At 65.0% G+C, this 12901-nt stretch carries 10 protein-coding genes; 9 read left to right on the forward strand and 1 reads right to left on the reverse strand.

Annotation, left to right across the window (positions count from 1 at the left end):
- The first annotated feature begins 92 nt into the window (after positions 1–92).
- The 3 genes from AC3WL8_RS24720 to ntrC all read left to right on the forward strand — a co-directional run bounded on the left by AC3WL8_RS24720 (position 93) and on the right by ntrC (position 3486).
- Positions 93–668: a DUF4124 domain-containing protein gene (locus AC3WL8_RS24720; protein WP_211979872.1), complete on the forward strand. Its 576-nt coding sequence runs from the start codon at positions 93–95 to the stop codon at positions 666–668.
- 4 nt (positions 669–672) lie between these two features.
- The gene (gene glnL / locus AC3WL8_RS24725) at positions 673–1851 is read left to right on the forward strand and encodes a nitrogen regulation protein NR(II) (protein WP_013957195.1); all 1179 of its coding nucleotides are present in this window, start codon (positions 673–675) and stop codon (positions 1849–1851) included.
- Positions 1852–1938: 87 nt separating this feature from the next.
- The gene (ntrC, locus tag AC3WL8_RS24730) at positions 1939–3486 is read left to right on the forward strand and encodes a nitrogen regulation protein NR(I) (protein ID WP_041227992.1); all 1548 of its coding nucleotides are present in this window, start codon (positions 1939–1941) and stop codon (positions 3484–3486) included.
- A 72-nt stretch (positions 3487–3558) separates the two neighbouring features.
- On the opposite strand, the gene AC3WL8_RS24735 is transcribed toward ntrC, so the two are convergent.
- Positions 3559–4350, reverse strand: a complete 792-nt coding sequence (locus AC3WL8_RS24735) for an HAD-IIB family hydrolase (protein WP_492379019.1) — start codon at positions 4348–4350, stop codon at positions 3559–3561.
- Between the two features lie 195 nt (positions 4351–4545).
- On the opposite strand from AC3WL8_RS24735, the gene ugpB reads away from it, so the two are divergent.
- The 6 genes from ugpB (at position 4546) to AC3WL8_RS24765 (ending at position 12851) form a co-directional block, all read left to right on the forward strand.
- Positions 4546–5862, forward strand: a complete 1317-nt coding sequence (gene ugpB, locus AC3WL8_RS24740; RefSeq protein ID WP_013957192.1) for a sn-glycerol-3-phosphate ABC transporter substrate-binding protein UgpB — start codon at positions 4546–4548, stop codon at positions 5860–5862.
- A 153-nt stretch (positions 5863–6015) separates the two neighbouring features.
- Complete coding sequence (ugpA, locus tag AC3WL8_RS24745) at positions 6016–6897, forward strand: sn-glycerol-3-phosphate ABC transporter permease UgpA (protein WP_013957191.1); 882 nt, start codon at positions 6016–6018, stop codon at positions 6895–6897.
- 12 nt (positions 6898–6909) lie between these two features.
- Positions 6910–7758, forward strand: coding sequence for a sn-glycerol-3-phosphate ABC transporter permease UgpE (gene ugpE, locus AC3WL8_RS24750; RefSeq protein ID WP_013957190.1), 849 nt, complete (start codon positions 6910–6912; stop codon positions 7756–7758).
- 37 nt (positions 7759–7795) lie between these two features.
- Positions 7796–8896, forward strand: a complete 1101-nt coding sequence (locus tag AC3WL8_RS24755; protein ID WP_013957189.1) for a sn-glycerol-3-phosphate import ATP-binding protein UgpC — start codon at positions 7796–7798, stop codon at positions 8894–8896.
- Between the two features lie 2 nt (positions 8897–8898).
- A complete protein-coding gene (ugpQ, locus tag AC3WL8_RS24760) occupies positions 8899–9669 on the forward strand; it encodes a glycerophosphodiester phosphodiesterase (protein ID WP_211979870.1) in 771 nt (256 codons plus the stop codon).
- Between the two features lie 329 nt (positions 9670–9998).
- Positions 9999–12851: a 2-oxoglutarate dehydrogenase E1 component gene (locus AC3WL8_RS24765; RefSeq protein ID WP_211979869.1), complete on the forward strand. Its 2853-nt coding sequence runs from the start codon at positions 9999–10001 to the stop codon at positions 12849–12851.
- Positions 12852–12901: the final 50 nt, after the last annotated feature.

Raw genomic sequence — 12901 nt, forward strand, 5'->3', positions numbered from 1 at the left:
CTAGAAAGGGGCGGCTTCGGCTGCCCCTTTCTGCTTTGCTCGCTAGAATGGGGAATCGTGTTCCACCCCCGTTCAAACCTAACGCCATGTTCATGGACGCCTCTTCACGCACGGCTCGCCGGACCCTGACCTTGCCCCGATCTCTGCACCAATTTCGTATCGGATTCCCTGTTCTGGTGAGTGCCGTGGCGCTGACGCTGGGCACATGGGCCGGGCAGTCTTCCGCGCAGTCCTCGGACGTCTATGTCTGCACCGGGCCCAATGGCGTGCCCGAGTATCGCAATGGCAACGCCGGCAAGGGCTGCAAGAAGCTGAACCTGCCGGAGGTGGTGACGGTCCCGGGCGGGCGCATCGCTGCGCCGGCCAAGGGCGCTGGCAGCGCGGCCGGCGCGGCGGCTGGTGGCACCAGCTTCCCGCGCGTGGACAGCGCCACGCAGAAGAGCCGCGACGGCGAGCGCCGCGCGGTGCTCGCGCAGGAGCTGCAGGCCGAAGAGGCCAAGCTGCAGGGGCTGCGCGCCGAGTACAACAACGGTCAGCCGGAGCGCCAGGGCAATGAGCGCAACTATCAGAAATACCTCGATCGCACGGCGGCGCTGCGCGACGACATCGCCCGCAGCGAGGCCAATGCGGCGTCGCTGCGACGCGAGCTTGGCAATTTGAAGGACTAGTCTTATGCGTCGCCTGATTCGCGGAGTGTCACGCAAGGTCAGCGGTGCCGACGGCGCCCGTGGCGAATCGCCAGCGGCCGACGCGGCACCGGCCGAAGGCAGCGCCCAGGTGCTGACCATGGGCGCCGTGGCGCTCCATGCCGGCCTGGACGTGGTGGCCAACCCGGTGCTGCTGGTGCGGCAGCCGGGGCTGCGCGTGGTCTTTGCGAACCCGGCGGCTGAAGCCACCTTCGGCGTGTCGCGCAAGGGCATGGTGGAGCTGACGCTGCCTGACCTGTTCGGGCGTTCCGATGAGCTGCACAGCATGATCGACACGGTGGTCACGCGGCAGTTCGACGTGCGCCGGCAGGACCTGATCCTGCACCCGCCGCTGCAGGAGCCGGCCCATGTGCACGTGGTGATCGCCGTGCTGGAAGCGGTGGGCGACACCGTGGTGGTGGAGATCCTGCCCAATGAACAGAAGGTGCGCAGCGAACGCGAAGAGCGCATCCTGGACCTGACCTCGGCCAACAAGGAACTGATCCGCAACCTAGCCCACGAGATCAAGAACCCGCTGGGCGGCATCCGCGGCGCGGCGCAGCTGCTGGAGTTCGAGCTGCCGGAGCGCTCGCTGCGCGAATACACGCAGGTCATCATCAAGGAATCGGACCGGCTGCAGACGCTGGTGGACCGGCTGCTGGAGCCGCACCGGCATCCGCATATCGTATCGAGCCTGAATATCCACGAAGTGCTGGAGCGCGTGCGCTCGGTGGTGCTGGCGGAGTTTCCCAACGGGCTGGAGATCGTGCGCGACTACGACGCCAGCCTGCCCGAGCTGCAGGGTGACATGGAGCAACTGATCCAGGCCGTGCTCAACATCGTGCACAACGCCGCGCAGGCGCTGGCCGACCGCATGGCGCGCGGCGATGCGCAGATCGTGCTGCGCACGCGCGTGGCGCGCCAGGTCACGATTGCCAAGCGTCTGTTCAAGCTGGCATTGGACTTGCATGTCATCGACAACGGCCCGGGAATCCCCGAAGACATCCGCGAACGCATCTTCTATCCGCTGGTATCGGGCAGGGATGGCGGCAGCGGACTCGGTCTCACACTCGCTCAAACCTTCGTGCAGCAGCACGAGGGCTTGATCGAATGCGAGAGCAGGCCGGGCTGTACCGACTTCCGCATCCTGCTGCCACTGCACTAGCTTTTGCTGGCGTCCGCGAGCGATGGTGCACCCGCCGTGGCCGGGCATGCGGAAGACCAAATGACACCGAGCAGACAAGCGACGCACATGAAGCCGATCTGGATAGTCGACGACGATCAATCAATCCGCTGGGTCCTGGAAAAGGCCCTTGCCCGTGAAAGCCTGCTCTCGCGCAGCTTCACCAATGTGCGGGATGCGCTGGCCGCGCTGGAAGACGACCAGCCGCAGGTGCTGATATCGGATATCCGCATGCCCGGAGGATCGGGCCTGGACCTGCTGCAGGCCATCAAGGCGCGGCATCCGGGCCTGCCGGTCATCGTGATGACGGCCTACTCGGACCTGGACAGCGCCGTGGCTGCGTTCCAGGGCGGCGCCTTCGAATACCTGGCCAAGCCTTTCGATGTCGACAAGGCGGTCGAGCTGATCCGCCGCGCGCTGGAAGAAAGTCTGCGCGAGGAAGAATTGGACGACCGCCTGGTCGATGCGCCCGAGATCCTCGGCCAGGCGCCGGCGATGCAGGACGTGTTCCGCGCCATCGGCCGGCTCTCGCAGTCCAACGTGACGGTGATGATCACCGGCGAGTCCGGCACCGGCAAGGAACTGGTCGCACGCGCGCTGCACAAGCACAGCCCGCGCGCCAACGGGCCCTTTATCGCGCTCAATACCGCAGCCATCCCCAAGGACCTGCTCGAATCCGAGCTGTTCGGCCATGAGCGCGGCGCGTTCACCGGCGCGCAGACCATGCGGCGCGGCCGCTTCGAGCAGGCCGAGGGCGGCACGCTGTTCCTGGATGAAATCGGCGACATGCCGTTCGACCTGCAGACGCGCCTGCTGCGCGTGCTGTCCGATGGCAATTTCTATCGCGTCGGCGGCCACAACCCCTTGCGCGCCAATGTGCGCGTGATTGCCGCCACGCACCAGAATCTGGAGCTGCGCGTCAAGGAAGGGCTGTTCCGCGAGGACTTGTTCCACCGCCTGAACGTGATCCGGCTGCGCCTGCCGCCGCTGCGCGAACGCCCGGAGGACATCACGCTGCTGGCGCGTCATTTCCTGCAGAAGAGCGCCAAGGAACTGGGCGTCGAGCCCAAGCGCATGTCTGACGAAGCGCTGGTCTATGTCAGCACGCTGCCGTTCCCCGGCAACGTGCGCCAGCTGGAAAACCTGTGCAACTGGCTGACCGTGATGGCGCCGGCGCAGACCATCGAGGTCAAGGACCTGCCGCGCGAGATGCTGGAGGCCGGCACCAGCGAGCCGGTCAATGCGGCGCGGCCTGAGCGCGTTGCCGAAGTGCGCGCGCCCGAGTATGAAAGCGCGCCTGACCTGGCCGACTACGGCGGGTACGCGGCGACGGTGGCAGAGGCCGACACGGCCACCGCGGTCCGGCCCGCGTCCGTGGCGACGGTGGTCCCGGCCCCGGCCTCGGCCGGCTGGGAAGGCCTGCTTGCTGGCGAGGCACGGGCGATGCTCGAAGCCGGCCAGCCGGAGGTCATGGATGTGCTGACGCGCCGCTTCGAGAAGGCGGTGCTGGAGGCCGCGCTGGGTGTCACGCGCGGGCGCCGCGTCGAGGCGGCGACCCGGCTCGGGATCGGGCGCAATACCATCACGCGCAAGCTGCAGGAGCTGGGGTTCGACTGAGCCAGGGCAGGGCAGGCGACAAAAAAACCGGCCGGGACTTTCCCGGCCGGTTTTTTGTTTTGCGTGACGTATTTAGCCGCGCGCTTCGACCAGCCGCTGCGCCATCTCGGCAAAGCCCTCGCCACCGGCCGCTGCGGTGATATAGGCCGGCGGCACCGGCAGCTGCGGCAGGATGTCGCGCACATTGGCCACGCCAACCGACAGCGGAAAGTGGGCGAACATGCTGGCATCGTTGGCCGAGTCGCCGATAAAAAGCCATTCGTCGCGGCGCGCGTCCACGTCTTCGCCCAGCAGTTCGGCCACGCACAGCTTGCTCATCGACAGCTTGTCGTGCAGGCCGAACCAGCCGTTGACATGGATCGAGCTGACGGTGGCGGTCATGCCGGCCTCGCACATGATGGCGGCGATGCGGGCCACGGCGTCTTCAGGCAACGGCGCGACATCCTCGGCATGGTCGATGGCCAGGTCGGCGGCATGCCAGGCCTGGTCCGAGGCCAGCGCGCAGCCCGGCACTTCGCGCACGATGCGCTGGCCCAGCGCGTGGATGCGCTCCAGGTTGCGTGCGCGCGTGGGGGCATCGTCCAGGAAACGGGTCTGCAGGCGGCCCTTGTGCAGGTGCGCGTAGAACGCACCGTTCTCGCCGATGATGGCGTCGACCGGCCAAAGCCGGGTCAGGATCTCGGCCCAGGCGATGCAGCGCCCGGTGACCGGGATCACGTGCAGGCCCGCGCGGTGCAGGCCGTCGAGCGCCAAGTAGGTCGAGGCCGGCAGGCGGCCGTCGGTGGTCAGGGTGCCGTCGATGTCGGTCAGCACGCCGCGCACGTTGCGCAACGCCGTTTTAGAGAGCTTGTTCAGGGATTGCATGGCGGGCCATTGTAACCGTGGATCTGGCGCTAATTGCTCTTATTGCACTGCAAAACTCACAGTACTGGCCATACTGGTGAATCTGCTGATTTGCTTGCGCAGGTGCGACAGGCGTAACATGCCGCTGTCATAAAAGAATCACATGCTGTCGGATTTTCGACCGACCGGAACAGACAGACCAAAGGAGAGCCACCGATGTCCTTTTCCCGTACCGTGCTCAAACTCGCAGCGCTGGCAGCCCTGACCGGGGCCGGCAGCGCCCACGCCGCCGTAGAAATCCAGTGGTGGCACGCCATGCAGGGCGCGCTGAACGACAAGGTGAACGAGATCGCCAACAAGTTCAACGCCAGCCAGTCCGACTACAAGATCGTGCCGGTCAACAAGGGCAACTACGACGAGACCATGGCCGCGGGCATCGCCGCGTTCCGCGCTGGTGGCGCGCCGGCGATCCTGCAAGTGTTCGAGGTCGGCACCGCTACCATGATGAGCGCGAAGGGTGCGATCAAGCCGGTCTCGGCGGTGATGAAGGACGCCGGCGAGAAGTTCGACCAGAAGGCCTATATCCCGGCGGTGGCGGGCTACTACACCTCGTCCAAGGGCGAGATGCTGTCGTTCCCGTTCAACAGCTCGACCACGGTGTTCTACTACAACAAGGACGCCTTCAAGAAGGCCGGCCTGGATCCGGAAAAGCCGCCCAAGACCTGGCCCGAGGTGATGCAGTACTCGGCCAAGCTCAAGGCCTCGGGCAGCAACTGCGCCTATACCACCGACTGGCAGGGCTGGGTCCACCTGGAGAGCTTCTCGGCCTGGCACAACACCCTGTACGCGACCAAGAACAACGGCTTCGGCGGCACCGATACGCGCCTGCTCTTCAACAGCCCGCTGCACGTCAAGCACATCACCAACCTGCAGGACATGGTGAAGAAGGGCTACTTCAGCTACGGCGGGCGCAAGGCCGAGTCGCAGGCCAAGTTCTACAACGGCGAGTGCGCGATGTTCACCGGCTCGTCGGCATCGCTGGCCAATATCCGCAAGAACGCCAAGTTCGCGTTCGCGGTGGCGCAACTGCCGTATTACCCGGAGGTGCAGGGTGCCCCGCAGAACACCATCATCGGCGGCGCTTCGCTGTGGGTGATGGGCGGCAAGAAGCCCGACGAGTACAAGGGCGTGGCCAAGTTCTTCAATTTCCTGTCGCGCCCCGAGATCCAGTCTGACTGGCACCAGGCCACCGGCTACCTGCCGGTGACGATGGCCGCCTACGAGATGACGAAGAAGTCGGGCTACTACGACAAGAACCCGGGTGCCGATGTGTCGGTGCAGCAGATGGTGGTCAAGACCACAGACAAGTCGCGCGGCGTGCGCCTGGGCAATATGGTGCAGATCCGCACCGTGGTGGACGAAGAGCTGGAAGCCGTCTGGGCCGGCAAGAAGGAGCCCAAGGCGGCGCTGGACTCGGCCGTGGCCCGCGGCAATGATCTGCTGGAGCGCTTCCAGAAGACAGCCCGCGAGTAAGCCGGTATTGCCAGCAAGCTGATGTGACAAGCGGGCGGTGGCGAAACCTCCGCCCGCTTGCATTGTGGACGGCCCCGTCGCACCGATCGGGACCGCCCGCAACTCCGTACCTAGTCCGATGCCGCGACCCGCAGCATTCGCCGGAATCCGTTTATGGAAAAACGCGTCGTTTTCCGTTCGCCGTGGCTGCCATATCTGCTGGTCTTGCCGCAGATCGCAATCACGCTGATCTTCTTCTTCCTGCCCGCCGGGCAGGCGTTGTACCAGTCGATGCTGCAGCAGGATGCCTTCGGCATCAACCTGGAGTTCGTCGGCCTGGACAACTTCCGCATGCTGTGGAACGACCCGCTGTACGTGGAGTCGTTCCAGACCACCGCCATCTTTGCCGTGGGCGTGACCGTGGTGGGCCTGACTACCGCGCTCCTGCTGGCCTATTTTGCCGACCGCATCATCCGCGGCGCCGTCGGCTACAAGACGCTGCTGATCTGGCCGTATGCGGTGGCGCCGGCCGTGGCCGGCGTGTTGTGGATGTTCATGTTCAACCCGACGCTGGGCGTGGTCTCCTTTGCGCTGCGCAAGCTCGGCGTGGAATGGAACTTCCTGCTCAACGGCGACCAGGCATTGCTGCTGGTGGTGCTGGCCGCCGCCTGGAAGCAGATCAGCTACAATTTCCTGTTCTTCCTGGCCGGGCTGCAGAGCATCCCGCGCTCGCTGATCGAGGCCGCCGCCATCGACGGCGCCGGCCCGTGGCGCCGATTCTGGTCGATCGTGTTCCCGCTGCTGTCGCCGACCACCTTCTTCCTGATGGTGATCAACGTGGTCTACGCGTTCTTCGATACCTTCGCGATCATCGACGCGGTCACCCACGGCGGCCCGTTCAATTCGACCAACACGCTGGTCTACAAGGTCTTCCATGACGGCTTCCGCGGCATGGACATCGGGGGCTCGGCCGCGCAGTCGGTGGTGCTGATGGTGATCGTGATTGCGCTGACCGTGGTGCAGTTCCGCTACGTGGAACGCAAGGTCCAGTACTGACGGAGACAGCACATGGTAGAACGTCGCCCCTTCCTTGATTTCCTGAGCCACGCCGTGCTGATCCTGGGCATCGTGATCGTGGTGTTCCCGGTGTACCTGACCTTCGTCGCGTCCACGCTGACCGCGGAAGAGGTGCTGGACGCACCGATGACGCTGATCCCCGGCAGCCACCTGATCGAGAACTATCGCACCGTGCTGTTCCAGGGCGTGGGCGAGGCCGCATCGCCGGTCTCGACCATGATGAAGAACAGCCTGATCATGGCGCTGGGCATTGCGCTCGGGAAGATCGCCATCTCGATCATCTCGGCCTTTGCCATCGTCTATTTCAAGTTCCCGCTGCGCAAGACCTTCTTCTGGCTGATCTTCATCACGCTGATGCTGCCGGTGGAGGTGCGGATCCTGCCGACCTACAAGGTGGTGTCGGACCTCGGCATGCTCGACAGCTACTTCGGCCTGACCATCCCGATCATCGCGTCGGCCACCGCCACCTTCCTGTTCCGCCAGTTCTTCCTGACCATTCCGGACGAACTGGCCGAGGCCGCGCGCATCGACGGCGCCGGGCCACTGCGCTTCTTCTGGGACGTGGTGCTGCCGCTGTCGCGCACCAGCATCGCCGCGCTCTTCGTGATCCAGTTCATCTACGGCTGGAACCAGTACCTGTGGCCGCTGCTGATCACCACGCAGAAGTCGATGACGCCGGTGGTGGTGGGCGTGACGCAGATGATCTCGCGCTCGGGCGATGCCGCCACTGACTGGAACCTGGTGATGGCCACGGTGATGCTGGCGATGATCCCGCCCGCAGTGGTGGTGGTGCTGATGCAGAAGTGGTTCGTCAAGGGCCTGGTCGAAACGGAAAAATAAGGCGTGGCGCGCCACGCGCGCACGCAGGACAACAGCAATGGCAAAACTGTCGCTACGCAACGTACAGAAAACCTACGCCGGCAACGTCAAGGTGGTGCACGGCATCGACATGGAGATCGCCGACGGCGAGTTCATCGTTATCGTCGGCCCCTCGGGCTGCGGCAAGTCCACGCTGCTGCGCATGGTGGCGGGGCTGGAAACCATCACCGGCGGCGAGATCCATATCGGCGACAAGGTCGTCAATAGTCTGGAGCCGGCCGAGCGGGACATCGCCATGGTGTTCCAGAACTACGCGCTCTATCCGCATATGAGCGTGTACGACAACATGGCCTACGGCCTGAAGATCCGCGGCATGGCCAAGGCCGAGATCGCGCAGCGGGTGAACCATGCCGCCGGCATCCTGGAGCTGGCGCCGCTGCTGGACCGCAAACCGCGCCAGCTGTCGGGCGGGCAGCGCCAGCGCGTGGCCATGGGCCGCGCCATCGTGCGCGAGCCGGCGGTGTTCCTGTTCGATGAGCCGTTGTCCAACCTGGACGCCAAGCTGCGCGTGCAGATGCGGCTGGAACTGAAGGAGCTGCACCGGCGCCTGGGCACCACCAGCCTGTACGTCACGCACGACCAGGTCGAGGCGATGACGCTGGCCGACCGCATGATGGTGCTCAACGCCGGACGCGTCGAGCAGATCGGCACGCCGCTGGACGTCTATTCGCGTCCGGCCAGCACCTTCGTGGCGGGCTTTATCGGCTCGCCGCCGATGAACCTGATCCCGGTGGCACGCAACGCCGGCGGCGACACCAGCGCGCAGATGCGCGTGGTGGCGAAGGAGGGCGAGGCCGCCAAGGCCACGCTGGGGCACCTGCCGATGGGGCTGCACCTGCCGGAGCAGGCACTGCTGGGACTGCGCCCGGAGCATATCGAGCCGTGCGCCGCGCATGAGGCCATCGCCGAAGTCGATGTGCGCGTGGTCGAGGCGCTCGGCGCGGATTCCTTCGCCTATGGTTCGCTCGGCGGACAGGCGGTGGTGGTGCGGCTGGACAGCCATGCGCACGTGCGCGCCGGCGACCGCCTGCCGGTGACGTCGTCGGCAGAGCACCTGCATTTCTTTGCGCCCGACACGGGCAAGCGCATCGAGGCCTGATCATGGCAGACGAACAGACAACCTGGCCAGGCGCGGTGACCACCGACAACTGGCCGTATCCGCGCCATATCGCGCACCGTGGCGCGGGCAAGCTGGCGCCGGAGAATACGCTGGCGGCCTTTCGCCACGGCGCGTCCTTCGGTTACCGGATGTTCGAATTCGACGTGAAGCTGACGGCTGACGGCAAGCCGGTGCTGATGCATGACGCCACGCTGGACCGCACCACCTCCGGCAGCGGTCGGGTGGACAGCCTGACCCTGGGCGAAGTGGCGCAGCTGGACGCCGGCAGCTGGCACAGCGCCACCTTTGCGGGCGAACCCGTGCCGACACTCAGGGCGATCGCACGCTACACCTGTGCCAACGGGTATTGCATCAATATCGAGATCAAGCCCGTTCCGGGCCGGGAGACGTTGACCGGCGCAGCCGTGGCGCTGGACGCACAGAGCCTGTGGCGCGGCGCGCCAGTGCCCCCGTTGCTGTCGTCCTTCTCCGAAGACTCGCTGGCGGCGGCGCGCCGGGTAGCGCCGGACCTGCCGAGGGCGCTGCTGCTCGACAAGCTGCCGGTGGACTGGCTGGACCGGCTGCGCGAGCTCGATTGCGTGGCGCTGGATGCCAACCACCGTGTGCTCAATGCCAAGGTGATTGCCGACGCGCATGCTGCCGGCTTCAAGGTCCTCAGCTACACGGTCAATGACCCGGAGCGTGCCGAGCAGTTGCTGGCCTGGGGCCTGGACGGGCTGATCACCGACGCCGTCGACCAGATCGCGCCTTGATGCAAATTGTTGTGCGGATGTTGTTAATTTGCTGATTGCGCATCGAATTGTCGCGGGTGGCTGTTTCGTATCGCGAAAAGTCCACATTGATCCAGGGCAATTCATGCTATTCTTACCGCCGTGAAGACTTTAGGTCCTTCCCCGCACAACTTGCCCTTTCGGGCCTTGTGAGAAAGCCATCACATGCGGCACCCGTGCGGTGCCGTTTGCGTAGGCGCCTCAGTTGGGCTCCCAAGAGTTGTTTGCGATCCGCTAACCGGTCAAGCCGTGTCGCGGAAGGTTGAATAACCCGCTGAACTCCGGCATTCCCGGAGAATAGTGAGCGTCCCATGATGCAGCAGTACCAGAGCAACTCGTACCTCTTCGGCGGTAACGCCCCGTATGTCGAAGAACTGTACGAAGCCTACCTCCAGAACCCCGCCTCGGTTCCCGACAATTGGCGCGCGTATTTCGACGCCATGCAGAATGTTCCTGCGGTCGACGGCACTAGCGCCCGGGATATCCCCCACGCCCCCATCGTTGCCTCGTTCGCCGAGCGCGCCAAGCAAGGCCCCATCAAGACCATCGTTGCCTCGGCCGATTCCGACATGGGCCGCAAGCGCGTCGCTGCCACCCAGCTGATCGCCGCCTACCGCAACATCGGTTCGCACTGGGCCGACCTGGATCCGCTCAAGCGCCAGGAGCGTCCGCCCCTGCCGGATCTGGACCCGGCGTTCTACGGTTTCTCCGAAGCCGACCTCGACATCGTCTTCAATGCCAGCAACACCTACTTTGGCAAGGAGTCGATGAGCCTGCGCGAGCTGCTCAACAACCTGCGCGAAACCTACTGCGGCACCATCGGTTTCGAATTCATGTACGTGAGCGACCAGGCGCAGAAGCGCTGGTGGCAGGAGCGCCTGGAAACCACGCGTTCCAAGCCGGTGTTCACGCTGGAAAAGAAGAAGCACATCCTGGACCGCCTGACCGCGGCTGAAGGCCTGGAGCGCTTCCTGCACACCAAGTACGTCGGCCAGAAGCGCTTCTCGCTCGAAGGCGGCGAAAGCTTCATCGCCGCCATGGACGAGCTGATCCAGCACGCCGGCAGCAAGGGCGTGCAGGAAATCGTGATCGGTATGGCCCACCGCGGCCGCCTAAACGTGCTGGTCAACACCCTGGGCAAGATGCCCGCCGACCTGTTCGCCGAATTCGAAGGCAAGCACGTCGACGACCTGCCGGCCGGTGACGTCAAGTACCACAAGGGCTTCTCGAGCGATGTCTCGACCGAAGGCGGCCCGGTCCACCTGTCGCTGGCGTTCAACCCGTCGCACCTCGAAATCGTCAACCCGGTGGTCGAAGGCTCGGCCAAGGCCCGCCAGGAACGCCGCGGCGAAGTCGGCCACAAGGAAGTGCTGCCGGTGCAGGTGCACGGCGACGCGGCCTTTGCCGGCCAGGGCGTGGTGATGGAGACGCTGAACCTCGCGCAGACCCGCGGCTACGGCACGGGCGGCTCGATGCACATCGTCATCAACAACCAGATCGGCTTCACCACCTCCGACCCGCGCGACGCGCGTTCGACGCTGTACTGCACGGACGTGGTCAAGATGATCGAGGCCCCGGTGCTGCACGTGAACGGCGACGATCCCGAAGCCGTGGTGTACGCCATGCAGCTGGCCGTGGACTTCCGCATGGAGTTCAAGAAGGATGTCGTGGTCGACATCATCTGCTTCCGCAAGCTGGGCCACAACGAGCAGGACACCCCGGCGGTCACGCAGCCGCTGATGTACAAGAAGATCGCCCAGCACCCCGGCACGCGCAGGCTGTACGCCGACAAGCTGGCCGCGCAGAACCTGGTCCCGGCCGAGTTCGGCGACGAGAAGGTCAAGGAATACCGCGCCGCGATGGACGCCGGCAAGCACACCGCCGACCCTGTCCTGTCGAACTTCAAGAACAAGTTCGCCGTGGACTGGATGCCGTTCCTGAACCGCAAGTGGACCGACGCCGCCGACACTGCCGTGCCGGTGACCGAACTGAAGCGCCTGGCCGAACGCATCACCACCACGCCTGAGACGCTGAAGCTGCACCCGCTGGTGGAAAAGGTCGTCAAGGACCGCGCCAACATGGGCCGCGGCGACCAGCCGCTGGACTGGGGCATGGGTGAGCACCTGGCCTTCGCCTCGCTGGTGTCGTCGGGCTATCCCGTGCGCATCACCGGTCAGGACGCCGGCCGCGGCACCTTCACCCACCGCCACGCCGTGCTGCACGACCAGGCCCGCGAGCGCTGGGATGCCGGCAGCTATGTGCCGCTGCAGAACGTGTCGGAAAACCAGGCACCGTTCACGGTGATCGACTCGGTGCTGTCCGAAGAAGCCGTGCTCGGCTTCGAATACGGCTACTCGGCCGCCGAACCGAACGCGCTGGTGATCTGGGAAGCCCAGTTCGGCGACTTCGTCAACGGCGCCCAGGTGGTGATCGACCAGTTCATCTCGTCGGGTGAAGTGAAGTGGGGCCGTGCCTCGGGCCTGACCCTGATGCTGCCGCACGGCTACGAAGGCCAGGGCCCGGAACACAGCTCGGCCCGTATCGAGCGCTTCCTGCAGCTTTGCGCGGACCACAACATGCAGGTCTGCCAGCCGACCACGCCGGCCCAGATCTTCCACCTGCTGCGCCGCCAGATGATCCGTCTGTTCCGCAAGCCGCTGGTGATCATGACGCCGAAGTCGCTGCTGCGTAACAAGGACGCCGTGTCGCCGCTGTCGGACCTGGCCAAGGGCCACTTCGAGACGGTCATCCCTGACCACGAAGAGCTCAACGCCAGTAAGGTCAAGCGCATCATCATGTGCTCGGGCAAGGTCTACTACGACCTGGTCAACACGCGCAAGGAACGCGAGGCCAACGATACGGCGGTCATCCGCCTGGAACAGCTGTATCCGTTCCCGCACAAGGCCGTGGCAGCAGAGCTCAAGAAGTATCCGAACGCCACCGAAATCGTGTGGTGCCAGGACGAGCCGCAGAACCAGGGTGCCTGGTTCTTCGTGCAGCACTACATCATGGAAAACATGACGGATGGCCAGAAGCTCGGTTATGCCGGTCGTCCCGCTTCGGCTTCGCCGGCAGTGGGCTACTACGCAAAGCACAACGAGCAACAGAAGGCGCTGCTGGATGCTGCCTTCGCCAAGCTCAAGGGCTTTGTTCTGACCAAGTAATCAAGCGGCAGCCACGGCGGCGCGCGCAGACGGCCGCCGTGGCATAGCCA

Source organism: Cupriavidus sp. FW305-F7 (assembly GCF_058782875.1).